The sequence below is a fragment of the Aureimonas ureilytica genome (assembly GCF_001475935.1).
In the GTDB taxonomy this organism is placed as follows: Bacteria; Pseudomonadota; Alphaproteobacteria; order Rhizobiales; family Rhizobiaceae; genus Aureimonas; species Aureimonas ureilytica_A.
The window spans coordinates 1-25,341 of record NZ_LDQA01000021.1; the positions used below are offsets into that span (position 1 = coordinate 1).

24 protein-coding genes are annotated in these 25,341 nt (G+C 65.9%); 6 read left to right on the forward strand and 18 right to left on the reverse strand.

Annotated elements, in window-relative coordinates; all coding sequences use genetic code 11:
* The 6 genes from NS365_RS08840 to alr form a co-directional block, all read right to left on the reverse strand.
* Positions 1-281 (reverse strand): adenosylhomocysteinase (locus NS365_RS08840; RefSeq protein ID WP_193753417.1); only part of this gene is annotated, 281 nt, incomplete at its 3' end.
* A 360-nt stretch (positions 282-641) separates the two neighbouring features.
* The gene (locus NS365_RS08845; protein WP_058600072.1) at positions 642-947 is read right to left on the reverse strand and encodes an HPr family phosphocarrier protein; all 306 of its coding nucleotides are present in this window, start codon (positions 945-947) and stop codon (positions 642-644) included.
* Between the two features lie 50 nt (positions 948-997).
* Complete coding sequence (locus NS365_RS08850; protein ID WP_058599925.1) at positions 998-1,399, reverse strand: PTS sugar transporter subunit IIA; 402 nt, start codon at positions 1,397-1,399, stop codon at positions 998-1,000.
* Between the two features lie 279 nt (positions 1,400-1,678).
* Complete coding sequence (locus NS365_RS08855; protein WP_058599926.1) at positions 1,679-4,081, reverse strand: diguanylate cyclase domain-containing protein; 2,403 nt, start codon at positions 4,079-4,081, stop codon at positions 1,679-1,681.
* A gap of 206 nt (positions 4,082-4,287) precedes the next feature.
* Entirely contained in the window at positions 4,288-5,544 is a 1,257-nt protein-coding gene (locus NS365_RS08860; protein WP_058599927.1) for a D-amino acid dehydrogenase, read from the reverse strand.
* The gene (gene alr / locus NS365_RS08865; RefSeq protein ID WP_058599928.1) at positions 5,541-6,689 is read right to left on the reverse strand and encodes an alanine racemase; all 1,149 of its coding nucleotides are present in this window, start codon (positions 6,687-6,689) and stop codon (positions 5,541-5,543) included. The genes NS365_RS08860 and alr overlap by 4 nt, the downstream gene beginning before the upstream one ends.
* 124 nt (positions 6,690-6,813) lie before the next feature.
* Here alr and NS365_RS08870 point away from each other — a divergent pair, with 124 nt between their 5' ends.
* Positions 6,814-7,254 carry an Lrp/AsnC family transcriptional regulator gene (locus tag NS365_RS08870; protein WP_019995972.1) on the forward strand — a complete coding sequence of 147 codons (441 nt, stop codon included), beginning with the start codon at positions 6,814-6,816 and terminating at the stop codon, positions 7,252-7,254.
* 66 nt (positions 7,255-7,320) lie between these two features.
* Here NS365_RS08870 and fabI read toward each other — a convergent pair whose 3' ends face one another.
* The 3 genes from fabI to fabA are packed head-to-tail and all read right to left on the reverse strand — an operon-like array spanning position 7,321 to position 9,985.
* Positions 7,321-8,157, reverse strand: coding sequence for an enoyl-ACP reductase FabI (gene fabI / locus NS365_RS08875; RefSeq protein WP_058599929.1), 837 nt, complete (start codon positions 8,155-8,157; stop codon positions 7,321-7,323).
* Positions 8,158-8,170: 13 nt separating this feature from the next.
* Positions 8,171-9,394: a beta-ketoacyl-ACP synthase I gene (fabB, locus tag NS365_RS08880; protein WP_058599930.1), complete on the reverse strand. Its 1,224-nt coding sequence runs from the start codon at positions 9,392-9,394 to the stop codon at positions 8,171-8,173.
* Positions 9,395-9,451: 57 nt separating this feature from the next.
* Positions 9,452-9,985, reverse strand: coding sequence for a 3-hydroxyacyl-[acyl-carrier-protein] dehydratase FabA (gene fabA, locus NS365_RS08885; protein WP_058599931.1), 534 nt, complete (start codon positions 9,983-9,985; stop codon positions 9,452-9,454).
* 202 nt (positions 9,986-10,187) lie between these two features.
* Here fabA and NS365_RS08890 point away from each other — a divergent pair, with 202 nt between their 5' ends.
* Both NS365_RS08890 and irrA read left to right on the forward strand, forming a co-directional pair.
* The gene (locus NS365_RS08890; protein ID WP_058599932.1) at positions 10,188-10,652 is read left to right on the forward strand and encodes a hypothetical protein; all 465 of its coding nucleotides are present in this window, start codon (positions 10,188-10,190) and stop codon (positions 10,650-10,652) included.
* A 125-nt stretch (positions 10,653-10,777) separates the two neighbouring features.
* Positions 10,778-11,254, forward strand: a complete 477-nt coding sequence (irrA, locus tag NS365_RS08895) for an iron response transcriptional regulator IrrA (RefSeq protein ID WP_082640212.1) — start codon at positions 10,778-10,780, stop codon at positions 11,252-11,254.
* A 112-nt stretch (positions 11,255-11,366) separates the two neighbouring features.
* On the opposite strand, the gene NS365_RS08900 is transcribed toward irrA, so the two are convergent.
* Entirely contained in the window at positions 11,367-11,840 is a 474-nt protein-coding gene (locus NS365_RS08900; RefSeq protein WP_244493394.1) for an SH3 domain-containing protein, read from the reverse strand.
* A gap of 321 nt (positions 11,841-12,161) precedes the next feature.
* Between NS365_RS08900 and NS365_RS08905 the strand changes: the two genes are divergently transcribed.
* A complete protein-coding gene (locus NS365_RS08905; protein ID WP_058599934.1) occupies positions 12,162-13,778 on the forward strand; it encodes a methyl-accepting chemotaxis protein in 1,617 nt (538 codons plus the stop codon).
* 45 nt (positions 13,779-13,823) lie between these two features.
* Here NS365_RS08905 and NS365_RS08910 read toward each other — a convergent pair whose 3' ends face one another.
* The 6 genes from NS365_RS08910 to rpsT all read right to left on the reverse strand — a co-directional run bounded on the left by NS365_RS08910 (position 13,824) and on the right by rpsT (position 20,221).
* Positions 13,824-14,594 (reverse strand): molybdopterin-synthase adenylyltransferase MoeB, encoded by a 771-nt coding sequence (locus NS365_RS08910; protein ID WP_058599935.1) that lies wholly within the window; start codon positions 14,592-14,594, stop codon positions 13,824-13,826.
* The gene (gene recF / locus NS365_RS08915; protein WP_058599936.1) at positions 14,591-15,742 is read right to left on the reverse strand and encodes a DNA replication/repair protein RecF; all 1,152 of its coding nucleotides are present in this window, start codon (positions 15,740-15,742) and stop codon (positions 14,591-14,593) included. The genes NS365_RS08910 and recF overlap by 4 nt, the downstream gene beginning before the upstream one ends.
* Before the next feature lie 23 nt (positions 15,743-15,765).
* The gene (gene dnaN / locus NS365_RS08920) at positions 15,766-16,884 is read right to left on the reverse strand and encodes a DNA polymerase III subunit beta (RefSeq protein WP_058599937.1); all 1,119 of its coding nucleotides are present in this window, start codon (positions 16,882-16,884) and stop codon (positions 15,766-15,768) included.
* 258 nt (positions 16,885-17,142) lie between these two features.
* Positions 17,143-18,594: a chromosomal replication initiator protein DnaA gene (dnaA, locus tag NS365_RS08925; RefSeq protein WP_244496547.1), complete on the reverse strand. Its 1,452-nt coding sequence runs from the start codon at positions 18,592-18,594 to the stop codon at positions 17,143-17,145.
* A gap of 122 nt (positions 18,595-18,716) precedes the next feature.
* A complete protein-coding gene (locus NS365_RS08930; protein WP_058599939.1) occupies positions 18,717-19,151 on the reverse strand; it encodes a rhodanese-like domain-containing protein in 435 nt (144 codons plus the stop codon).
* An 800-nt stretch (positions 19,152-19,951) separates the two neighbouring features.
* On the reverse strand, positions 19,952-20,221 hold the full coding sequence (gene rpsT, locus NS365_RS08935) for a 30S ribosomal protein S20 (RefSeq protein ID WP_058599940.1): 270 nt from the start codon (positions 20,219-20,221) through the stop codon (positions 19,952-19,954).
* A 511-nt stretch (positions 20,222-20,732) separates the two neighbouring features.
* On the opposite strand from rpsT, the gene NS365_RS08940 reads away from it, so the two are divergent.
* Both NS365_RS08940 and NS365_RS08945 read left to right on the forward strand, forming a co-directional pair.
* Positions 20,733-21,386, forward strand: a complete 654-nt coding sequence (locus NS365_RS08940; protein ID WP_058599941.1) for a tetratricopeptide repeat protein — start codon at positions 20,733-20,735, stop codon at positions 21,384-21,386.
* Positions 21,387-21,407: 21 nt separating this feature from the next.
* Complete coding sequence (locus NS365_RS08945) at positions 21,408-22,631, forward strand: endo-1,4-beta-xylanase (protein WP_058599942.1); 1,224 nt, start codon at positions 21,408-21,410, stop codon at positions 22,629-22,631.
* Positions 22,632-22,634: 3 nt separating this feature from the next.
* Here the strand turns inward: NS365_RS08945 and NS365_RS08950 are convergent, their stop codons facing one another.
* Together NS365_RS08950 and NS365_RS08955 are read right to left on the reverse strand one after the other, a co-directional pair.
* Positions 22,635-23,771, reverse strand: coding sequence for an NAD-dependent epimerase/dehydratase family protein (locus tag NS365_RS08950; protein WP_058599943.1), 1,137 nt, complete (start codon positions 23,769-23,771; stop codon positions 22,635-22,637).
* 26 nt (positions 23,772-23,797) lie between these two features.
* Complete coding sequence (locus tag NS365_RS08955) at positions 23,798-25,327, reverse strand: glycosyltransferase family 2 protein (protein WP_058599944.1); 1,530 nt, start codon at positions 25,325-25,327, stop codon at positions 23,798-23,800.
* Positions 25,328-25,341: the final 14 nt, after the last annotated feature.

Sequence of the window (25,341 nt, forward strand, 5' to 3'; positions counted from 1 at the left end):
GCCGCGATCGCGGCGGCGGCGTGGTCCTGCGTCGAGAAGATGTTGCACGAGGCCCAGCGAACCGTCGCGCCCAGCGCCTGCAACGTCTCGATCAGGACGGCGGTCTGGATCGTCATGTGGAGCGAACCGGCAATGCGCGCGCCCGTGAGCGGCTTGTCGGTGCCGAACTCCTCGCGGCAGCTCATCAGGCCGGGCATTTCGGTTTCGGCGATGTCGAGTTCCTTGCGGCCCCAGTCGGCCAGCGAAAGGTCCTTCACGACATAATCAACGGCTGCGCTCATGCCTCGTTCTCCTTCAGGGAGCGGGCGGCGTTGCGCCCCGCTCGCGGAACATCGGGCCGCAGCAGGGCGACCTCGGCTCGCCATGGCTGTAGCAGCCTCGGCGACAAAAGGATATAACGAATTGCTTATATGATTATCTGAACCCTGACGCGCGGCGTAGCGAGGGGGGCGCGCATCGCTTGCGGGCGGAGTGCGCGCGACGATTGCGCGACGAGGGGAGAGACCGGTCTTGCTCGAAGGGAGGGGCGTGTGCTGTCCGAGCCCCCGGTACGAGAGGGGGGCTTAAGGAGCAAACGGCTGCTAAGAGCCGTATCCGACGGGTGAGACGAAACTGGACGTAACCGCCGTTTCAGCGGCCTGTCAGCATTCCTCGCCGAAGCGATTGGCGACGAGATCGGCGATGGCCTGCATGGCCGCTTCCGCCTCGCGCCCTTCGGCGCTCACGTCGATCGTCGTGCCTTGTCCGGCCGCCAGCATCATCAGCCCCATGATCGACTGGCCGCCGACCGACATGCCGTCGCGCGAGATGGTGATCTCGGCGTCGAAGCTCTCGGCCAGTTGCACGAACTTGGCGGAGGCGCGGGCATGGAGTCCCTTACGATTGACGATGGTCAGGGTTCGGGCTGTCGTCACGGAGGTCTCGTTTGCTCGCGCCGCATTCGCCATGGCTTGTGTCTCCGCGCCGCCTGAATCCTGATCGCGATAGGTCATGTCACTTATTGCCCGCTCAGGATGCGACTGGCGACGGCGATATATTTGCGCCCCGCGTCCTGCGCCGCGACCAGCGCCAAGTCCATCGGCTTTTCGCCGCGCACGCTGGCGAGCTTGATCAGCATGGGCAGGTTCACGCCCGCCAGAACGTCGATCTGCCCCTCGTCCATCACGGAAATGGCGAGGTTGGATGGCGTTCCCCCGAACATGTCGGTGAGAATGATCACGCCCTTGCCGCGATCGGCATCCCGAACAGCCTGAACGATGTCCAGGCGGCGCTTTTCCATATCATCGTCGGGTCCGATGCAGATCGTCTCGAACGCCTCCTGCTGACCCACCACATGCTCCACGGCGAGTTTGAATTCGCGTGCGAGCTGGCCGTGTGTCACCAGCACAAGTCCTATCATCCGTTGTCCGCTCCGGGCTCCGTCGCCACATTCGTGGGCATACAATTGTGCGCCTGCTGCCGGTCCCCCGCAAGGCAGCAAGAGGCCTTCCTTGTTGGAATTCTAAGGCTAAAAAGTGAACATCGGTCTCGCTGGGCCCTCCCAAGCAGGCTTTGGAGGCCTGCCGCACCTCTGAGCAGCCGATGCGGCAGGATTGGGCAATCTCTTCGGCCCGCTTTCGCGTCCCGTCGAGAATCATTCAAATTCCCGTGAGACGGTTGGGGAGGGGCTGCTACGACGTCAGTCCATTCCCTGCATCGCCATTCGGGCGAAGGCGCTCAGAATGGCGCGCTCCTCGGCACCGAAGAGATAGTACGGCTGATGGTGACAGACGCTGACGGCCCCGATCGCCTCACCGGAGCGCGGGTCGATCATCGGCGCGGCGGCATAGAAGCGCGCGCCCCGATCGCAGGTCACGAAGGGATTCTGCGCAAAGCGCGGGTCGATGGACAAATCCGCGACCACCATCGGCTCCTGGGCTTGAACCGCATATCGGCAGAAAGACGCGTCCTTGGAGCTGGTAGCCAGCGTGATGTTGTGGCGGCCGACAAGTTCGACTTCGTTTCGATCGTAGAGCGAGATGAAACCGACCGGCATCTTCAGGAGATCGGCCACATGTTTGGCGAGCGTGTCGAGTTCTTCACGCCCATTGGCGAGCTTGAGCACGCGAAAGCGCTCGACTGCTTCGCGCTGCGGATAGTCGGTCGGCGCAGCGGGAAGGGGCTGCGCCTTGCGCAGGATCAACCGGCTGGCGACGCGATTGCGGCCCGTCCGCTTGGCTTCGTAAAGCATTTGATCGGCTTCGCCGATCAGCGGTTCCAGCACGTCGGCTTGGCAGGGGCGCTCGGCGCAGCCGATGCTGAGCGTCACGATCGCGCCATTCGTCTCGTTGCCGGCATGGGGAATGGCGAGCGCCTCGACCGTCGCGCGAATGCGCTCGGCCACGATCTGAGCTTGCGCCAGCGTGCGGCCGGGCAGGATGAGGGCCATCTCCTCACCGCCGATTCGCGCGGGCACGGCGTTCTCGCTTTCCATCGCAGTCCGCATGGCGCCGGCCACCGCGCGCAGGCAGCGGTCCCCTTCGGGGTGGCCATAGGTGTCGTTGAACAGCTTGAACCGATCGATATCCATCATCAGAAGGCTGACCGGCGCGCCGTCGCCCTTCGCCGCGAGGTCCAAAAGCATCTCGTCGAAATGGCGACGATTGGACAGGCCGGTGAGCGGGTCTGTGTTGACGAGCGCCGTCAACTCGGCATGGGCAGCCGCGAGCTTGGCTTCCACCATTCGGCGCTTGGTGATGTCGCGCAAGACGGCGATGAACCCACCGTCGCTCGGCACGTAGCTGTAGCGGCCTTCCACCCAGATGTAGCTGCCGTCTCGGCGGCGAAGGCGATAGCAGTCTTCCGTTCCACCCACCGCCTGACGCGCGTTGTCCGCAATGCGCAGCACGATGGGCCAGTCATCGGAATGGATCAGCGTTCGCGCGTTCTGGTCCAGCATCTCGTCCGGCTCGTATCCGAGAAAGCGCAGGGCCGCCGGAGACACGTAGCGCCGGTTCATTTCCGCATCGAGGCGAATGATGAGGTCGGTCGAATGGTCCGCCAGAAGCCGGTATTGTTCTTCGCTGCTGCGAAGCGTGTTTTCCGTCTCGATGCGTCGGCGAAACTCGCGCCGAATCTGGAAAGCCAGGAACAGCGTCATACCGGCGAGAAGGCAGAGAACCAGTCCGATCGTCTGCGCTCGTCGGTTCCAGGAGGCGAAGATATCGTCTTCCGACAGCCCGACGCTGAGCAGCAGCGGCATGTCGCGCAGATGGACCGCGCTGAAGATCCGTTGGATATGGTCGAACTGGGAGCGGGAGGTGAAGCCCTCCGGCGGTGCGCTCAGAAAGAGCGAGGCGTCGGGCACCGACGAGACGTCTCGTCCCACGATGCCCGGAAGCGAGGGGGACCGCGCCAGAAAGATCCCATCTTCCGAAACCAGATTGACCACGTCGTTCGGACCCAGTGTGGCTCCGCTCATGATGTGTTCGAAAAGATCCAGTCGCACCAGCGCGGTCACCAAGCCGTCGAAGGATCCGTCTCGCGTTTCCAGGCCGCGGCTGATGGCGACGACCATATCCGGCGCACGGCCATGCAGCACCAAAGGGCGACTGATCAGAAGACCATTGCGGATGGCTGCACGCTGCGCCTGAAAATAGGGTGTGTCGGAGATGTTCGTCTCCGCGCCGACGCCACCTCGTCGGCTCCAGCGGACCCGGCCAGTGGCATCGGCGACGATGATATCGGCCAGCGCGGAATCCACCAACGCCCCATCGAACAGGACGGCCTGCTGCGAGATCCAGTCGATCTGCGTGAAGGCATCGTCGCCTGCGGCTTGGGCGATGGAGCGCAGCACGCTGTCATAGATCTGGAAGCGGCGTGAAATTTCGAGCGATTGGGCCAACGCCAGGCTGCGAGCGCTGTTGGCGGCGCGCTGCCACGTGTCGTTGCGCAACTCCACCAGCGTCATGATGGAGACCGTGCAGAAGGACAGAAGCAAGGCCACCAGCGCCGCCCAGAAGATGAAGGCGCGCTGACGGTGCGCCGGCCAGCGCGAAGCGGAACGGCTTTCGGTCGCAGGAGCGGCTGCGGCAAGGCTCATACGCGGAGGTCGCCATAGGAAGCGACCGGGCGAGGTCGCGAGGTTTAAAGACGGCGGACAGGCCTGTCCTCACCGACTTTAACAATGCCCCGATTGAAGAATGGGTGAACCGCGCAATGGCTTAGTTCGGTCGTGAAACCTTACGATCGTCAAGCTTAACGAATGTTGAAGGGGCTCGCCTGCTCCAAGGCGAGGCGCTGTCTCCATCAGGCCCTGCCGTATCGCGCCACGGCGAGATCGCGCGCGTCGATGTCCGCTGTTCGGCCGCTAACGAGATCGGCGAGGAGCCGGCCCGATCCCGACGACATGGTCCAGCCCAGCGTTCCATGGCCGGTGTTGAGGAACAGGCCGGCGATCTTGGTGGGGCCGATCACGGGGGTTCCGTCCGGGGTCATCGGCCTCAGACCCGACCAGAAGCTCGCCTGTTTCACGTCGCCGCCGGGGAAGAGGTCGGTGACCGAATGCTCCAGCGTGCGTCGGCGCGCTTCGGCGAGATCGTTGGTGAAGCCGGAAATCTCGGCCATGCCGCCGACGCGGATACGGTTGCCGAGGCGCGTGATGGCGATCTTGTAGCTTTCGTCCATCACGGTGGATTCGGGCGCGCGGGCCTCGTCGACGATCGGGATGGTCAGCGAATAGCCCTTCACGGGATAAACGGGCAGATCGATGCCGAAGGGTTTCACCAGAAGCGGCGAGTAGGAACCGAGCGCGACGACGACGGCATCGGCCGCCTCGAAGCCCCGATCCGTCTCGACGCCAAGGCACCGCCCGCCCTCGACGCGAAGCCCCTGGATCGTGCGCCCATAGGCAAAGCGTACGCCGCGCGCTTCGGCCCGCTCGGCGAGGCCATTGGTGAACTTGAAACAGTCGCCCGTCTCGTCATTGGGCGTCAGCAGCCCGCCGACGATCTTCTCGCGCGCATGGGCGAGCGCCGGCTCCATGCGGATGCAGCCTTCGGGGTCGAGCACCTCATAGGCGATGCCGTCCTCTTTCAACGCCTTCTGGTCCTTCAGCGAGGCGTCGAGCTGTTCGCGCGTGCGGAAGAGCTGGAGCGTGCCCTTCATGCGCTGGTCGTATTCGATATTGGTGTCGCGGCGCAGCTCGGCGAGACTCGTGCGGCTGTAATCGGCGAGTCGCAGCATCCGGCTCTTGTTGATGGCGTAGCGCTCGGCCGTGCAATTGCGCAGCATCCGCGTCAGCCAGCGCAGCATGGCCGCGTCCATCTTCGGCCGCAGGATCAGCGGCGCGTGCTCCATCATGAGCCACTTGATCGCCTTTTTCGGAATGCCGGGCGCAGCCCAGGGCGAGCAATAGCCGAAGGAGACCTCGCCCGCATTGGCGAAGCTCGTTTCCAGCGCCGGCCCCGCCTGCCGGTCGATGACGGTGACCTCGTGCCCGGCCTTGGCGAGATACCACGCCGACGTGACGCCGATGACGCCCGCGCCCAGAACCGCGATCTTCATGCCAGCGCTCCTTCAGCATAGCGCCGCTCGAATCTCTGGCCGAGGGCGGTGAGGATTTCATAAGGGATGGTGCCGGCCGTGGCGGCCACTTCGCCCAAGCTCTGATGCGGGCCGATCAGTTCCACGAGATCGCCGGGCTTGAGAGCCGCCGAGCCGATATCGAGAATGACGGAATCCATGGAGACGCGGCCGGCCGCGCCGAGCGGCTGCCCGCCATGATAGGCGCCGAGCCGATTGCTCAACGATCGCGGCCAGCCATCGGCATAGCCAATGCCGATGGTCGCAAGGCGCATGGCGCCGGGGGTGACGAGGCTCCAGCCATAGCCGACGCCCGCGCCCGCCGGCACCTCGCGAATCTGGATGACGCGCGCGTCGAGCCGGGCGACGGCGCGCATCGGGTTCTCCGGCCCCTCGAAGGGCTGGCCGCCGTAAAGCGCGATGCCGGGGCGGCAGAGGTCGAAATGGAAGTCCGGGCCGAGAAACACGCCGGCGGAATTGGCGAGCGAGCGCCTCGCCTCCGGCAGGCGGGCTGCGAGCGCTTTGAAGGCTTCGAGCTGCGCGCGGTTGGCCGGGTGCTCCGGTTCGTCGGCGCAGGCGAGATGGCTCATCACCAGGGTCACGTCGACCCCGGCAAGATGCGCCGGGTCGGCCGCGATCGCCGCGACCTCCTCGGGCGCAAGGCCGAGCCGCGCCATGCCGCTGTCCACCTGTAGAGCGGCGGGAAGCGGGCGGCCGAGCGTCTGAGCCAGCGCGCCCCAAGCGGAGAGTTGCGTGCCGGAATTGATGACGGGCGTCACATGGGCCTCCGCGCAGCGGCGCTCGTCGCCGGGCGCGAGCCCATTCAGAACGAAGATTTCCGCCTCAGAAGGCAAAGCCGGGCGCAGCGCCAAGGCTTCGGAAAGATGCGCCACGAAGAAGCTGCGGCAGCCTTCGCTCCAAAGGGCGGGCGCGACGCGCTCGGCCCCGAGCCCATAGGCGTCGGCCTTCACGACGCCAGCGACCCGCGCGCCGCCGGCCTCGCGGCAGAGGCGGCGATAATTGGCACGCAGCGCCGACAGATCGATCGTCAGAACGGCGCCGGCGCTGACAGCGCCTGCCGCTGAAATGGGCAGAACGGGGGATGAAGCGGACGAGATCACGAGCATGCGCGCCTCCAATCGGAACTCCCCGAATTGTGGCGCAATCATTCTTGAATGTACGGCCGATCTCACGCACAAAATTCGAAAGATAGCTCCTCAATGCCATTTTCTTCGAAGGCTGCGCCATTTCATGCCGGACCTCGACAACACCGACCGCAAGATCATCCGCGCCCTTCGCCGCGACGGACGGATGACGAATGTTGCTTTGGCGGGCGAGGTCGGTTTGTCACCATCGGCCTGCCTGCGGCGTGTGCAGATTCTGGAGGAAAGCGGCGTCATCCGGGGATACACCGCCATCGTCGCCGGGGCCGAGGGGCGCGAAGGTCATGTGGTGATCGTGCGCATCAGCCTGGAGCGGCAGACCGAGGATGTGCTGCGCCGCTTCGAAGCGGAGGTTCTGAAACATCCCGAAATCCGCGAATGCTATCTCATGACTGGCGAAGAGGATTATCTCCTTCGACTCGAAGCCGCCGGCGCGGGAGATTACGAGCGCATCCACAAGGAGGTGCTTTCGCGCCTGCCGGGCGTCCAGCGGATCAATTCGAGCTTCGCCATCCGCAGCGTTCTCTGAAAACCAAAAAAGCCCGCCGCTCGGGATCGAGCGACGGGCTTTTCGAATGCCGAACAGGTGGTCGGCTTATTCGCCCGAGGTGTCACCGGCCGCGACGGCGCGGCTTTCCTGCGTCTTCAACTCGTCCAGCGCGGGCATGGACATGATGTTGTAGCCGGCATCCACGTAGTGGATTTCGCCCGTCACGCCCTTGGACAGGTCCGACAGGAGATAGAGCGTCGAGTTGCCGACTTCCTCATGCGTCACGTTGCGGCGCATGGGCGCGTTGCGGCGCTGATAGTTCAGCATCAGGCGCGCGTCGGAGACACCCGCGCCCGCCAGCGTGCGCAAGGGGCCGGCCGACACGGCGTTGACGCGGATGTCGCGTGGGCCGAAATCGGCCGCGAGATAGCGCACGGAGGCTTCCAGCGCCGCCTTGGCAACGCCCATCACGTTGTAGTTCGGCATGACGCGCATCGAGCCGCCATAGGTCAGCGTCACCATGGAGCCGCCCTCGTTCATCATCGCAGCCGCGCGCTTGGCGACTTCGGTGAAGGAGAAGCAGGAGATCACCATGGTGCGCGAGAAGTTCTCGCGCGTCGTGTCGGCGTAGAGGCCCTTCAGCTCGTTCTTGTCGGAAAAGCCGATCGCGTGTACCAAGAAGTCGATCTGGCCCCATTCCGCTTTCAGCGTCTCGAACAGGGCGTCCACCGAGGCGATGTCCTCGACGTCGCAATCCACGAGCAGGGTCGAGCCGATTTCGGCCGCCAGCGGGCGCAGGCGCTTGCCGAAGGCTTCGCCCTGATAGCTGAAGGCGATCTCGGCGCCCTGGGCCGCCATGGCCTTGGCCGCGCCCCAGGCAATGGAATTGTGGTTCGCGACGCCCATCACGAGGCCGCGTTTGCCCTTCATCAGATCATTCATCGAAAGGGCTTTCTCAGTTGGGTACGCGCTGGAAGACCAGCGTGGCATTGGTGCCGCCGAAGCCGAAGGAATTGGACAGGGCGATGTCGATCTTGGCATCGTCGATGCGCTGGCGCACGATCGGAACGCCCTCGAATTCCGGGTCGAGCTCCTGAATATGGGCGCTTTCGCCCACGAAGCCCGCCTGCATCATCAGAAGCGAATAGATGGCTTCCTGCACGCCAGCCGCGCCCAGCGAATGGCCGGTGAGCGATTTGGTGGACTGGATATGCGGGATGGCGTCGCCAAACACTTCGCGGATCGCGCCGATCTCCTTGGAATCGCCGACCGGCGTCGAGGTGCCGTGCGTGTTCACGTAATCGACCTTACCGTTCACCGTGGCAAGCGCCTGACGCATGCAGCGGATGGCGCCTTCGCCCGAAGGGGCCACCATGTCGTAGCCGTCCGAGGTCGCGCCGTAGCCGACGAGTTCGGCATAGATCTTGGCGCCGCGCGCCTTCGCCCGCTCGTATTCCTCCAGAACCACGACGCCCGCGCCGCCCGCGATCACGAACCCGTCGCGGTTCTTATCATAGGCGCGCGAGGCCGAGGCCGGCTGGTCGTTGAAGTTGGAGGACATGGCGCCCATGGCGTCGAAGAGGTTCGACATGGTCCAGTCGAGGTCTTCGTGGCCGCCGGCGAACATCACGTCCTGCTTGCCCCACTGGATCATCTCCGCCGCATTGCCGATGCAATGGGCCGAGGTCGAGCAGGCCGAGGAGATCGAGTAGTTGACGCCGTGGATCTTGAACCAGGTCGCCAGCGTCGCCGAGGCTGTGGACGACATGGCCTTGGGCACCGCGAAGGGGCCGATGCGCTTGGGGCTGTTGTTCTTGCGCGTGATGTCGGCGGCCTCGATCAGCGTGCGCGTCGAGGGGCCGCCCGAGCCCATGATGATGCCGGTGCGCTCGTTGTTCGAGATGTCCTTCTCGTCCAACCCGGAATCGGCGATCGCCTGCTTCATGGCGACATGGTTCCAGGCGCCGCCCTGGCTGAGGAAGCGCATGGCGCGACGGTCCACGAGGTCGGTCACGTCGAGATTGGGTTTGCCCCAGACGCGGCACTTGAAGCCGTTCTCGGCGAAATCCTCGGAGAAGCTGATGCCGGACTTCGCCTCGCGCAGTGAGGCCGTGACCTCACTGAGATCGTTGCCGATCGAGGACACGATGCCCATTCCGGTCACGACGACCCGCCTCATGGCCTAACTCCTTCTTGGGGTCCGCTGGGACCGCCTATAATCTGTCAGTGTTTGCGCTCAGCCGCCGACCGAGGCATCCGCTTCGCCGTCCTTGAACAGGCCGACGCGCAGGTTGCTGGCGCGGTAGATGACCTCGCCATCGGCCTTCATCCACCCTTCCGCGATGCCGAGCTTGAGCTTGGAGCGCATGACGCGGCGGAACTCGACGCCGTATTCCACGAGCTTGACCTTCGGCGTCACCTGGCCGGAGAACTTCACCTCGCCGACGCCGAGCGCGCGCCCGCGCCCTTCCTCGCCCAGCCAGCCGAGATAGAAGCCGGTGAGCTGCCAGAGCGCGTCGAGGCCGAGGCACCCCGGCATGACCGGATCGCCCTTGAAGTGGCAGTCGAAGAACCAGAGATCGGGCGAGACGTCGAACTCGGCACGGATCGAGCCCTTGCCGAACTCGCCGCCATCCGTCGTCACCTCGGTGATGCGATCGAACATGAGCATGGGCGGCAGCGGCAATTGCGCGTTGCCCGCACCGAACAGTTCGCCCCGGCCGCAGGCCAGAAGATCGTCCTTGTCGAAGTGGGTCTTGCCTGTCGTCATTACCTTGCCCGTTTCCTCACGGCACTCTCGAAGGCCGCGTTCGTCGCGAAGCCCTTAGCACGGGTGCGTTCAAGGGCAAATGCGTCAGCTCTCGCTTGGATTCAACGTTTCTTCAATCTTTCCTCTCGCCTTTCTTGCGCCCATCTCCCCGCGTCATGCAGGCAGATGCCCGGCGGACAGGGCGAAACGAGGGGGGAGATGGATGGCGTATCAGGGGTTTGCGGCCGGGGCGGCGCTGATGCTGGCGCTGACGCTGGCTGGCGCTGCGCGCGCGCAGGAATGGCGCGGCGAGACGGCTGGCGGATCGGTGCGCGCCGCCTATACGCAAAAGGGGCGGCCAGCGGGCGTGCAGTTCGAATGCGAAGCGCCGGGGCGGCTTCGCACCATCGTCTCGGGCACCGGCGCGCGCTTCCCGGAAGGCCGCCCGGCGACGCTGGTCTTCAGCGTCGACGGCGTGGCGACCCTGCTGCCCGCCAAGGCCGAGGCCGAGCCGCACGGGCCGGGCTCGCGCTTCGTGCGCTCCGACAAGGCGGCCGAGATGAAGCCGCTCTTCGATCGGCTGAAGCGGGGCAAGGAACTGGAACTTTCCAGCCCGGCGGGGTCCTTTCGCCTGCCGCTCAAGGGCTCGGGCAAGGCTCTCGCGCTTCTTGCGGAGCGGTGCAGCTGATGCGCGCGAGGCGCAATTGTTCTTTTAGGCCGAGGGGATTATGCTGTCACGAGAACGCGGTCTTGCGGTGCAGCGCACGGGGCCGTAAAAGCGGAATATAAGACTCAACATTACGGCGAAGCATCATGGACAATCGGGCCAAGCCCTCGCAGGACACATCACGGGACGCCCATCGGGCATCGTCGTTTTGTGTGTTCGAACGTCTGCGCTCCGCCGGCCTGCGGCCGACGCGCCAGCGCGTGGCCCTGTGCAATCTGATTTTCGGCGCAGGCGATCGGCATCTGTCGGCCGAAGAGTTGCACGAGGAGGCACACCGCGCCGGTGAGCCCGTCTCGCTCGCCACCGTCTACAACACCCTGCACCAGTTCACCGATGCCGGCCTTGTGCGTCCGCTCTCGGCGGAAGGCCAGCGCACCTATTTCGACACGAACACGTCGGACCATTTCCACTTCTTCGTGGAATCCGACAACACGATGATCGACATTCCCGACGGCGCGATCAGCGTCGAAAACATTCCCGCGCCGCCCGAGGGCATGGAGATCGTCAATATCGACGTGGTGGTGCGCGTGCGCCGCAAGCGCGAGAAGACCAGTCTCTCCTGATGGCGAAAGGCGGCATCGGCTGCCTTTTTCATGTTCTCGCGAGGATCGCATGAAAAAAGGCCGGGCCCATGGGGCGCCGGCCTTTTTCCGTTCGGGCATTCCCGCCGTCGGTTCAGAACCGCTCGTCGGGATACACACCCCACATTTCGTTCTGCGAGACGAAGCCGCGACGCCCGCCCGCTTCCACTTCGCACCAGCTGAAGGAGCACTCGCGCACCTTGGCAACGACACCCGGCTCCATTTCGGCCACCACGGAGGAATCGGCGGCGGCCGAGCGGTGCACCGTGACCAGCGCGCCCTTCTTGCTCTTCAGCCAGGGAGCGGCCAAAGCGGTGCGTTCGCCCGACAGAAGCGAGTGATAGACCCAGCCTTCCGTCCCGTCCGCATCGCGGATACGCCGCCAGAGGTCGTATTCCTGGATGATCTCGACCGGCAGGCCGGGCTTGGTGAAAAGCCAGGACACCGCGTAGTCCTTGCCGGGGCCGACGCGCAGGTTCACGCGGGCCGACTTCAGCGACACGAAACGGGGCAGGGGCAGCTTCCGGCTCATGTCCGGGTCCTGTCCTTCTTCCGCGGCGGCGGGCATGGCCGACTCGGGCCGCGTCGCGGCGGCGGCGGGCGTCTGAGCTTGCGCATGCGAGGCGAGCGTCAAAAGGGCGAGGGCGGGCAGGAGCGAGCGACGGAGCGAAACGGAGGGGAACATCAAGGCTTTATGAACTCCGGCAGGAACCTCTCCACCATCGCTCATCGCGGTTAACGAACCCTTCCCGAAGCTGATCTTCTTTTCGTGAACCTGAGCATCAGGAATAAGACTCCGCTAACGCTGCCGCGCGCCGGGTCTCAGCCTACAAGAGATTCTCAACTCGAAAAGGTTGTAATGCCTCACTTACGTTCGAAGGGGCAGGTCATGCGGTTTACGATCAGGCAGAAACTCGCGGGCGGTTTCGCGATTGTTTTGGTGGCCATGGCGGCGGTTGGCTTCATTGGGATCGACAGCCTCGGCCGGTCCAATGATCGATTCATGAACTTCCACGACCGGCCCTTCGCGCAGAGCCTTCGGCTCGCCGACATCCGCGCCGATCTGTTGGACGCCGGGCGCGTCGTCAATCGCTCGCTTCTCGTCACCGACCCGGCCCGTCACAGCGAGATGGATCGGACCATCGATGCGGCGCTGGCAAGGGCGAAAGCCGGTATCGACACCTATCGTTCCCACACCCGCCTTGCGGTCGATCAGGTGGACACGCTACGCGATGCCGTCGCGCGCTATGAGGCGGCGACAACCCACGCGCGCAAGCTGCGTGGAACGCCGGAAGCGCTTGGGATCATCGAACGCGAGGCGGTGCCCGCTATGAAGGTCATTCTGAACAGCGTCGGCGCGCTTTCGCAACTGCAACAGCAGACCGCGGCCGAGGAGACCCAGCGTTCGGAAAGCGCCTATTACTCAACCCGCAACATTCTCGTCGCGATCGTCACCGCTGCCGTTCTCCTCGGCCTTGGCGCAGCCGTCTGGCTGAGCCTTCTCGTCAACCAAGGGCTTTCCGTCGCCATCGCACAAACCGAGCGGCTCGGCAGGGGCGAGATCGCCGAGGCCATTCGCCATGGGCGCCGCGACGAGATCGGCACGCTGCTCGACCGGTTGGAAGAGACGCGCGCCCGCCTGCGGGACATCTTGTCCGAGGTGCGCGCGTCGGCCGATCAGGTGGCCGCAGGCTCCAGCCAATCGGCCGTCGCGGCCGAGCAATTGTCGTCGGGCGCGACGGAACAGGCCGCCGCCTCCGAACAGGCCTCGGCCGCGGTGGAGGAGATGACCGCCAATCTGCGCCAAAGCGCCGAGAACGCCGGGCAGACCGAGGCGATCGCGCGGCGCGCCTCGCAATCGGCCCGCGAGACGAGCGAGGCGATGATCGGCTCCGTTCAGGCGATCCACACGATCTACGAGCACATCCGCATCGTGCAGGACATCGCGCGCCAGACCGATCTCCTGGCCCTGAACGCCGCGATCGAGGCGGCACGCGCCGGTCAGCACGGCAAGGGTTTCGCTGTGGTCGCCTCCGAGGTGCGCAAACTCGCCGAGCGTTCGCAGCACGCGGCGAGCGAGATCGCAACGCTGTCGGACTCGACGCGCCGTGCGTCCGACGAGGCGGGCCGCAAGCTCGCCGAAATGGTGCCCGACATCGAGCGGACGGCCGAACTCGTCATGGAGATTTCCGCTGCCGCGCGAGAACAGTCGGTCGGCGTCAGCCAGATCAACCAGGCGATCCAGCAGCTCGATCAGGTCACGCAGTCGAACGCCGGGGCGTCCAACGAATTGTCCGCGACGGCCGTGCAACTGGCCAGCGAGGCGTCCCGCCTCAACGAGCGAGCCAGCTATTTCCAGATCCATGCCAAGGACGACGCGCCGGCAGACATCGCTAAACGCGGGGCCGCCGGCAGGGCGTCGCCTGAAACCGTCACGGCATCGCGGGACGATAACCTGCTCCCGGACGCCGACGAGCGGCCTGTCGCCCTGCGCCGCCGCGCATGAGCATCCGTGGGTGCGGCAGCGCTAGACCCGGACCCTTTTAATGCCTCAGCCCTTCGCCTTCGGGCGACGATAGCGGATTTCCTCGAAGCGCATCCGCAGCGTATCCACCAGAAGCAGGCGGCCGATCAGCGGCTCGCCCGCGCCGGTCGCCAGCTTGATCGCCTCGCAAGCGGCAAGCGTGCCGAGAATGCCGGTGACGACGCCCAGAATGCCGGCCTCCGCGCAGGTCGGGACGAGACCGGCGGGAGGCGGCTCGGGGAAAAGGTCGCGGTAGCGCGGATGAAGCTGGCCTTCGCCATTTTCTCGAAAGGGCACGAGCACGGTGAGCGAGCCGGAGAAGCGCTGCACGGCCGCCGTCACCAGCGGCTTCTCCAGCTGCTCGCAGAGATCGGCCAGCGCATAGCGCGTCGCAAAATTATCCGAGCCGTCGATCACGATGTCGTAACCGGCGATGATGGCCGCTCCGTTCTCGCCGTCCAGCCTGGTTGCGTGGGGCTCGACGGTGACATGCGGGTTCAGGCGCGCCAGCGCATCCCGCGCGCTGTCGAGCTTCGGGCGTCCGATATCGGGCGTGCCATGCAGGATCTGGCGCTGGAGGTTGGAGAGCGACACGGTGTCGTCGTCCACGATCCCCAGCGTGCCGACGCCCGCCGCCACCAGATACAAGGCGACCGGCGAGCCGAGACCGCCCGCGCCGAGAACCAGAATCCGCGCCCGCTTCAGCTTCTGCTGGCCCGGCCCGCCGATATCGGCCAGCACGAGATGCCGGGCGTAGCGTTGCAACTCGTCGCCCGAAAGGGGAGGGGCATCCGTCATAGGGCGGCTCCGTTGCGGATTTCGACCATTTGTGCGCGGCCGGCCAGCGCGTCGAACAGGCCTGCGTCCGTGCCGGTCAGGAAGGCCTGAACGCCGAGATCGTCCAGAATGTCGAACAGGGCGGCGCGGCGGCCGGGGTCGAGATGGGCGGCGATTTCGTCCAGAAGCAGAAGCGGCGTCATGCCGCTGGAGGCTTCCACGAGGCGCGCATGGGCGATCACCAGACCGACGAGAAGGGCCTTCTGCTCGCCCGTGGAAGACAGCGCGGCCGGCATGGATTTGGCGCGGTGAATGACGTCCAGATCGCCGCGATGGGGCCCTTCCAGCGTGCGCCCGGCCGCGCGGTCGAGCCCGCGCCGGGCGCGCAGGCGCGCGCCGATCCGGTCTTCGAGGTCCACCGCCGCGCCCTGAAGATCCAGCTCTTCGTAGCCGGATTGAAGATGCAGATCGGCAACCGGAAAAGGCGAGCCGCCGATGCTTTCGATCGAGCCGCGCAGCCGCTCCACGAGATCGGCGCGGGCGAGCGCGATGGCAAGGCCCAGCTCGGCCATCTGCGCTTCGATGCCCGAGAGCCAGCCATCGTCCATCCGGTCCTCGGACAGGAGACGGTTGCGCCCGCGCATGGCCTTCTCGTAGTCGAGCGCGCGCCTTCCATGGCCGGGATCGACGGTCAGAACCATGCGGTCCAGAAAGCGGCGGCGCTCGGCGGCGGGGCCGGTGAAGAGCCCGTCCATGGCCGGCGTCAGCCAGACCACGCGCAGATGATCGAGAAGCTCGTCGCCCGTGCGCGCCTGCGCGCCGTCGATGCGCAGGATGCGGTTCGCGCCATTCTCCTCGTCCGGGCGAACCAGCGTCAGGAGATCCCTGACATCGCCATCTTCTTCCCGCAGGCGGGCGCGCACGGAAAAGCCGCCCGAGCCGCGCGCGCGCGCGATCTCGCCATAGCTCGCCCGGCGCAGGCCACGCCCGGGAGAGAGAAGCGACAGCGCCTCCAGAAGATTGGTCTTCCCCGCGCCGTTGTCGCCATGGAACACGACGAAGCGCGAGCTCAGGTTGAGGCTGAGGGTCGGGTAGTTGCGGAAGTCCACGAGGCCGAGCCCGGCCACGCGAATGCGCGCATCGGGGCCGGGCGCTGGATCGGATGGCATGGATTGAAGGTCGGGGGCCGGCCTCAAACGCGCATGGGCATCAGAACATAGAGCGTGCGCTCGTCGCCCCCGTCCTTGATCAGCGTCGGCGAGCCGGGATCGGCCATCATGAAGACGGCCGATTCGCCCGACAGCTGCCCGGTGATGTCGAGGAGATATTTGGCGTTGAAGCCGATCTCCAGCTCGTCGGAATCATAGCCGACGGCCAGTTCCTCGGTCGCGGTGCCGGCATCGGGCGAATTGACGGTGAGCACGAGCTGGCTGGCCGAGACCGCGAGCTTCACCGCCCGGCCGCGCTCGGACGAGATGGTCGAGACGCGGTCCACCGCATGGGCGAAGCTCTGGCGATCCAGCGTCAGCGCCTTGTCGTTGCCGGTGGGGATGACGCGCTGATAATCGGGGAAGGTGCCGTCGATCAGCTTGGAGGTCATGACGACCGGGCCGATCGTGAAGCGGATCTTGGAATCGGACAGTTCCACCTCCACCATCTCGGCGCCTTCGCCGAGCAGCTTCTGGATTTCCGACACGGCCTTGCGCGGCACGATGATGCCCGGCATCCCTTCGGAGCCCGCCGGCGCGTCGGTTTCGGCGCGGGCGAGGCGATGCCCGTCGGTCGCGACCGAGCGAAGCTGCAGCGCGCCGCCCGACTCCAGCGTGTGGAAGAAGATGCCGTTCAGATAATAGCGCGTCTCTTCCGTCGAGATCGCGAATTGCGTGCGTTCGATGAGGCGCGCGAGATCGCCGGTCTTCAGCTTGAAGGCATGGGTGAAGGTGCCGGCCGTGATGTCCGGAAAGTCGGCTTCCGGCAGGCACTGAAGGCGGAAGTTCGAGCGGCCCGAGGTCACGGTCATCTGCCCGCCGTTTCCGTCGGTCTGGAGCATGACCTCCGAGCCGTCGGGCAGCTTGCGCACGATGTCGTAGAGGAGATGGGCGGGCACGGTGGTCGCGCCCGGCTGCTCGCTCATGGCCGGCACGGTTTCGGTGATCTCGATGTCGAGATCGGTCGCCTTCAGGCGCATGCCCCCGTCTTCCGTCTTCAAGAGGACGTTGGACAGGATCGGGATCGTGTTGCGCCGCTCCACCACGCGCTGCACATGGCTCAGCGACTTGAGGAGGTTCGACCGCTCGATGAGAATACGCATGGCGAAAAGACCGTTCGGGAACTTGAGGATGCGCCGAGAACCGGCACCCGCGCAAAGGTCCGAACCTTGTAGAATAGGACCAAGGGCGGGCGCAAAAGAAAAAGCGCCTGCGGGCCGGCCTTGCGCGGAAGCGGGCGGGCCAGGGGCAAGCGCCGAAGCGGGCTGCGCGGGCGGCCCGCCCATGCGGCCGAAAGACCGGCGAAGGGAAGGTCCGGCGCGCTGATGCCCGGACCTTCATCGCTGGCGTTTCGCCTGCGCTTATTCCTCGATCATGCGGCGGATGACGTCGAGCTCTTCGGCGAGCTTCTGGTCGCTCGCGCGCTCGGCCTCGATCTTGCGCACGGCGTGAAGCACGGTCGTATGATCGCGCCCGCCGAATCTCCGGCCGATTTCGGGCAGCGAGCGCGGCGTCATGGTCTTGGCGAGATACATGGCGATCTGGCGCGGGCGCACGATGGTGCGCGTGCGCCGGGCCGAGAGGATGTCCGTGCGCGACACGTTGTAATGGCGCGAGACGAATTTCAGGATGTCCTCGATCCGCACCCGCTTTTCGCCGCCCGCGCGGGTCAGCTGGTTCAGGAGGTCGTCGAGATGCTGGTTCGAAAGCGGCTGGCCGACCGAGTGCCGGAAGGCGATCTGGTTGAACGCGCCTTCGAGGTCGCGGCCCGAGCCGGTCACGCGCCGGGCGATCGTGTCGAGCACGCCCTCGTTGATCGCAAAGCTTGGATCTGCGGCCTTCATGGCATCGACGCGCGCGGCGATGATGCCCTTGCGCATGTCGAAGTCGGGCGAGACGATCTCGATGGCGACGCCACCGGCGAGGCGCGAGCGCACGCGGCTGTCGAGCGATTCCAGCTCGAAGGCCGGCCGGTCCGCCGCCACGATGACCTGCCGCGCGGAATCGATCAGCGCGTTGAGAAGATGGCAGAATTCCTGCTGGATCGACTTGCCCTGCAGGAACTGCATGTCGTCGATGATCAGGATGTCGATACCGCGCAGGTTTTCCTTGAAGTCGAGCGCCTGGTTGTCGCGGATCGCGGTGGCGAAGCGCCACATGAAATATTCGGCCGTGAGATAGACGACGCGCGGGCGATCCTCACGCTCCAGCGCCGCATTGGCGATGGCTTGGAGGAGATGCGTCTTGCCCAGGCCCACCGAGGCATGGAGGAAGAGCGGGTTGAAGCGCACCGACTGCGGCCCGTTTTCGGCGATCGAACGCGCGGCGGCGAGCGCCACGCGATTGGACGCGCCTTCCACGAAGCTCTCGAAGACATAGCGCGGGTCGAGCGGCGAGCCGAAATCGCTCTGCGGGCGAACGGTTTCGACGCCGGCCGTGCGCTCGGCTGTCGCCGCGCGGGGCGTCGGCGCGGGCAGGGCTTGGGCGGCGGGCGTGAGAGCCGGGGCCGCTTCGGCGCGGCGCTGCGCCGGGGCCGGCGCGCCCGAGCCGCGCACGGCGGAGCGAACCGCGATGTCCACCTTCAGCGTGCCTGGAATCTCTTCGGAGAAGATCTGGAGCAGGAGGTCCTTGTAATGACCGTTGATCCAGGTGCGCAGGAAGGCGGTCGGCACGGAGAGCTGCACCACGCCCTTGCCGGCCTGTTCGAGCTTCATGCGCGTGAACCAGGAGGCGAAGACATCCGGGCCGAGATGGGCCTTGAGGCGCGCGTTCACGCGGTCGATGATCTCGGCTTCACCGTGGGCGGGGCTCATGGCGGGCTCGTTTGGCTGGATGCGGGCTGCGACTGCGGCGGTGATGGGAACCGCGCGGGAGGCGGGGGCGCGCAGCGGAGCGCGCGGCGCCTTGGGCGGCGTGGCGGTCGAGAGGCCGGCCATTATTTCTGCCTCCAGGGAAGACCCGCGGCCTTCCAGCCGGCGATCTGGCCGCGATGGCCCTCCTCGTCGGGCGGGCCTTCGAACCCGTCCAGGACGTTGAAGCAGTTGGCAAAGCCGAGATCGGTCAGCGCGCTGGCGCTCGCCATGGACCGGGCGCCCGAGCGGCACAGGAAGAAGACGGGTGAGGTCTCGCTGCCGCCCGATGCCTTGATGGCCTCGGCGACGCGGGGCGCGAAGCTGCCGTCGATCGACATGGAAGGATAGGTCTGCCATTCCGCGAAAAGCGGCTGCGGCCGGCCGGCCGGCGCCAGCGGAAAGCCCACGAAGTTCCATTCCGCGCTGGTGCGCACGTCCACGAGAAAGGCGGGTTCGTCGCTGTCGAGCGCGGACCAGCACTCGGCCGGTGTCACGTCGCCCTTGTAGGAACGGCTCATGGGGAACTCCAGACTGACCGGCGCTCGGAGAGGCCGGCAAAACGCAGGAACAACCGACCTTGGCCCCGAGCTACAAGGAGTTGCGGGGACGCGATCGGACAGAATGAAAGAGATCAGCGAGAACGGCGGGTCGCGTTCCAGATGGGGTTCATCGTGCGCATTTCTTATGGAAAACGCATCTTGTCCCCATCCTTCGGCTGCCATGGCTCTTGTCGTGAGGGAAAAGCTACGCAATCCGACCAGCCCGGAGCAAGCTTTGAATCGCGATTCTGCCTGGCTCTGGGCCCAGCATCGGGCGCGTTCATGGCGCTGTCGCAAAGTGGCCCAAACTTAATCGTCTGATTCACTTGCGGATTCCGCTCGGGGCTGACGAAGGTGGTGGATTGAGGCGGGAATACGAGTTTTTTTTGTCGCATCCCGATTGACTCACGGTGGCGTCCCCTTGCGCGCACCAAGACTCGGGGTCTCGTCAGCGACCTCCTTCAAGTTATTGTTTTTGATGGTCTTTTTCGAGCGACAAGGAATCGGCGGGATTCCGGGGATTCTGAAAAATCAAGCTGGAAAATCGGGAACCGATAGGCAGCCTGAGCATTGTGCCGAGTCGTCCACAATGACAGTTCGATGACAGACCGATCGCGCGATTTGACGGAAGCGTGACGCTTTCGTGACGGGTGGAAAGGTTCCCTGATCCTTGGCCGCGCCCGCAAAAAGACCTATCCGCGTGGGCATTGCACAACGAAAAAGGCCCGAGGCGTGCGCCTCGGGCCTTCATCACATCGAAACCGTTCGAGCGAGCTCGATCAGGCGGCGCCGACGGCCTTCACGCGGCTCGACAGACGCGAGATCTTGCGCGACGCGGTGTTCTTGTGGATCACGCCCTTGGCAGCGGCGCGGGCCAGTTCGGGCTCGGCAACCTTGAAGGCGGCGCGGGCAGCTTCGTGGTCGCCCGACAGGATCGCTTCCTCGACCTTGCGCAGGAAGGTGCGCACGCGCGAGCGGCGCGTCTTGTTGATCAGCGTGCGGCGGGCGATCTTGCGTGCGGCCTTCTTGGCCGACGGCGTATTGGCCATGTGTCGTTTCTCTCGTGTTCGTATGTGGACCCGGGCGACCGACAGGGCCGACCAGCATCCGACGCGAAGGGGTCGATCGCCGAGGGGCGCCCTGACAGGATGTCCTGATGCTGGGTGCGCCACGGCATAACAGGCCGCATCCGAGGATGCCGCCGGAAATCTGCGCGCCTTATAGGCCGATCACCATGTCGCGTCAACCGAACGCAGGAGCCTCCGGCGGACCGGGCAGACAGGGGACGCAAGAGCGCTCTGTCGGATTTCTCCCGGCTTTCGCACGCGCGCGGCGCGTCGTTAACTCTTAGAGCGTCTACCAAAACCTCGGGGGTCGGCTGGCCGGCTCTTTTCGCCAACCACTTTGTCGCGAATGCTCGCCGATGCCGCCAGCATCGACTGCGCTTCGCTCCGCGTGGACTGACGAAAATCCCTCGCCCCGCCTCCGCCCGGAGGTTTTGTTAGGCGCTCTTGAGGAACGGAGCGGGCCGCCCGTCTCCGAAGCGGGAGGGAAGCTGCGATGCGCGTAGGGGCTTTTGCACTGGCGGCCTTGGCCGTTTTTTGGCCCGATCTGGTGGAAGCGAAGGCGCCCGCGCCGCCGAGCCCGCCCGAGATCACCTGGGACTGGTACAAGGCGGGCGAGACCTATCTGCGCTATAAGGTGCCCAATCCAGCCCTGTCCACGCGCTATTTCCGCAAGGCGGCGGAGCGCGGCAACACGTCGGCGCAATACAAGCTCGGGGAGCATTACGAAAACGGCGTCGGCGTGACCAAGAACTATCGCGAGGCCTATCGCTGGTATCGGCGCGCCGCCGACTCGGGCGATCGCTATGCCGCGTTCAAGGTCGGCTGGTTTCTCCAGAAGGGCATGGGCGTGCGCCATTCCTCGCGCGAGGCGGCGCGCTGGTATCAACGGGCGGCCGACCAGAACAATCCCTGGGGCTACCATATGCTGGGCTTCATGCTGGCCGATGGCGAGGGCGTGCGCCGCGACCCGGCCAAGGCGCGCCGCTATCTCGAAATCTCCGTGCGCGAGACCGGCGATCAATGGGCCAAATGGAAGCTCGCCCAACTCCTGCAAACCAGAGACCCGGAGCGGGCGCGCAAGCTTTATGCGGAAGCCGCCGCGCAAGGAAACGGCGAAGCGCGGCGCGAACTCGCCGCCATGCGCTGACGCTCGGAGCGATGGAGGGCGATGGAGGGGCGGGAGGCGGGAGGCGATAGACCCGCGCGACGACGAGACGGCCTGGGGCGGCGCGGCCATCTCGCGCCCGCGCCCGCCGCTGGCCATCCGCTCAACCGGCGCGCGCTTCTGCTTCTGGGGGTGAGCGGCTTCGTGCTGGCCTCGGCCGAGCCCTCCAGCGCGCCCGAGCGCCCGTCCTTGCGGCAGGCCGCCGCGCGCACCGGCCGGCGCTTCGGCGCGGCGGTGCGTATCGAACAGATCGTGGCCGAGCCCGATCTCCGGGATGCGGTGCTCGCCGACTGCGACGCGCTGACGCCCGAAATCGCGATGAAATGGGATGCGATCGAGCCCGAGCCCGGCCGGCGCGATTTTTCGCGCGCGGACGGGCTGGTCCGTTTCGCGCAAGACAACGGCCGCGCGCTGCATGGCCACACGCTGCTCTGGCACCGCAGCGTGCCCGCCTGGGCGGAAGCGGCGCTGCGCGAGACGCCTGATTGGGGGCTGATCTCGGCGCATTTCGAATCCGTCCTGGCGCGCTACGGCGCGGATATCACGACATGGGATGTCGTGAACGAGCCGATCGACACCGGCCAGCGCATGGACGGATTGCGCACCAGCGTCTTCCTCGCCGCCTTCGGGGAGGACTATATCGAGCGCGCCTTCGTGGAAGCGCGGGCGCACGCGCCGCAGGCGGTCCTGTTCCTCAACGAATACGGGCTCGACTACGACATTCCCGTCGAGACCGACCGGCGCTATCTCCTCCTGAAGCTGATCGAGAAGCTGAAGGTGCGAGGCGCGCCGCTCGGCGGCATTGGGCTCCAGGCGCATCTGGACCTGCGCAAGGGGCCCTTCTCCGAGCCCGTTCTCGCCCGCTTTCTGGGGGAGATCCGGGGCTTCGGGCTCGACATCCACATCACCGAACTCGATGTGCGCGAGCGCGATCTGACGGCCCCGCCCGCCCTGCGCGACCGGCTCGTGGCCGAGATCGCTAAGCGCTATCTCGACGTGGCGCTGGACTGCCCGAGCGTTTCGGCCGTCTCGACTTGGGGCCTGTCCACCCGCCATTCCTGGCTCGCGATCGAGCCGGAGGATCTCGACTTCTACTGGCGTCTCGTCGGCAACCAAGGCCCAGGCCCCGGCTTCAACCGGGGCCTGCCCTATGATTCCGACATGCGCCCCGCGCCGATGCGCGAGGCGATCCTGGCGGCCTTCGAAAGGCGGCCATTGTCTCTCTAAAGGTCAGACCACGAGCCGCGAGCCCTGCAATTCGCCCAGGCAGGTCTGCGCCCGGTCCACCGGGCGGCGGGCGCGGGAAACCCATTCGATCAGCTCGCCCATACCTTCCTCGAAGCCGCGCCGGGGCGTGAGGCCGAAATCGCGCTCCAGCTTGGAAATGTCGGCGAAGCAATGCCGGATATCGCCGACGCGATGCTGGCCAAGAATCTCCGGGCCGATATTCTTGTGCAGGAGACGGGCGAGCACGGCGGCGATCTCGCGCACCGTGATCGAGCGCCCGGAGCCGACATTGTAATAGTCCCAGACGGACATGTCGCTGTCGAGCACGGTGGCGAAGGCGCGCGCGACGTCATGCACATGCACGAAGTCGCGCCGCTGCGACCCGTCCTCGAAAACGAGCGGGGGCTGGTCGTTCAGAAGGCGCGAGATGAAGATGGCGGCCACCCCCGTATAGGGGTTCGACAGTGCCTGGCGCGAGCCATAGGCGTTGAACAGGCGCAGCGCCACGGTCGGGATGCCGAGCGCGCGGCCGACCGAAAGAAACATCTCCTCATGGTCGCGCTTGTTGACGGCATAGATCGAGGCGGGCTGAAGCAGCTTGTCCTCGGCCGTCGGTACGGGAACGAGCGGGCTGCCGTCCTCGTCCGCCAGCTCCCATTCATGGGCGGCGAGCTGTTCGTGCGGGCGAAGGGCGGGGGCGACGGTGCCGCAGCGCCCGCTATAGGCCCCTTCGCCATAGATCGACATGGAGGAGGCGACCGCGATGCGCTGCACCTTGTGCGGCCGGCGCGACAGCGTTTCGAGCATGATCGCCGCCGTCATGACATTGTTGCGGCAGTAATCGACGATATTCGTCATGGACTGGCCGACGCCCACCGAGGCGGCGAGATGGGCCAGATGCGTAACGCCCGTGAGCGCGCTTTCGAACACGCCGTCGTCCAGAATATCGCCCCGGATGCGTCGGGCGCGGCGGTCGAGATAGACGGGCCAGCCATCGGCATCGACCTCCGCATCGGCATGGACCTGGGGTTTCAGGCAGTCGAGCACGCTCACCTCGAAATCGCGTTCGAGAAGCTGGTCGATGAGATGCGAGCCGATGAAGCCGGCGCCGCCCGTGACGAGAACATGACCTTTGGACATGGGTGTCTTCCTTGGGAAACGAGGGATCAGAGGGCGAGGCCGCCGGCGGAGGCCTGCGGTTCGCCGGTGAGATTGCGATTGGCGGGAATGGGGATCGGCAGGTCTGCGCCCAGGCGCACCACGGCCGGCTGCGAGCCGGCGACGGTGCGCACCAGCTCGTGATTGGCGTCGATCTTCACCGTGCGCTCCCAGACGAGCCCGCGATCACGCAGGAACATCCAGAAGCCGATGGCGAGCGGCACCAGCCAGATGAGCCACCAGAGAACGAGCGAGGCCGGGTTGACGCGCAGGAGATAGCGCAGCCGGTCCACCCGCTGCGGCAGGATGAGCTTCGCCCGCCGCCAGACCGAGAGATAGATCGCCCCCAGCGTCACCGCGAAGGTGGCGATGTTGAAGGCGGCGAGCGCCAGCGACCAGTCCGGCACGGGACTGACCCCCGCCTTCCATTCGGCCAGCGCCCAAAGGCCGAGCGGCAGGCCGATCGCGTTGGCTGACAGCGACAGGCAGGGGCCGAAGTTCAGCCGCGCCCGGAAGCGCTGCCAGGGCGTCATGCCCATGTCCTTCAAGGGCTGGGCGAGGCTCTGGAAGAAGCCGCAGACCCAGCGCTTGCGCTGCGTGATGCCGTGGCCGAGCGTCGAGGGCACTTCCTCGATCAAGGGGTTCTGGATGATGCCGATGCGCTTGCCATGGGTCCAGAAGCGCATCCCGACTTCCGGGTCCTCGATCGTGATCCAGGGGTGGAAGCCGCCGAGCGCCAGGAGATCGGACGCGCGGAAGAACAGGCCCTTGCCGAGCACCCAGAAGGGCTGCCGGCCACGGGCCGAGAGATGGGGATAGAGAAACCCGTCCCAGGCCATATGGTCGAAGGCGTGCCAGGAGGCAGGCAGGGTGGAGAGGAGATTGCCGGCGATGTTCTGGGCCTGCAGGACATCGTAATGGCGCATCCCGGCCGAGGCCGCGAGGAAATGGTCCGGCGGCGGGCAGGAATCGGCGTCGATATAATTGACGAGGAAATCCTCGCCGCCCGCCATCTCCTCGGCCAGGGTGTAAAAGGCATAGACGAGCTGACGCGTCTTCTTCGGGGGCAGGGCGCGAACGCCCGCCCGCTTGCCCTTGTGCCACCAATAGGCCTTCGGGTTCTCGTCCCAGCTGCGCCAGACCACCTGCCAGGACGGATCGGTCGTGGCGGGCACCTCGACGATCTGCAGGAAGGCGAATTCCTGCGCGAGCCGCCGCAGGCTTTCCACGGTCGCCGTGTCGTTGGCATTGGGAATGGCGACGACACGGTAGCGCGCGGCGGGATAGTCGATGCGGGCGAGCGATAGAAAGGTCGTCCGCATCGTGGATTCGAGTTCGCGCAGCACGGGGTAGAAGAGCACGATATAGGGGTGCTCCTCCGGCTGGCGGCCCTCCGCCTCGCTTGGGTTCACCCAGTCCACCGGCAGACGCAGGAAGAACAGGCCGAGCCCCAGCGAGAGGGCATAGAGGATCTGGGACAGGAGGAAGGCGGACACGAGAATCGTGTCCGCGCCTCCCGCCATGGCGAGCGAGGACATGGCTTTGTGTCTCC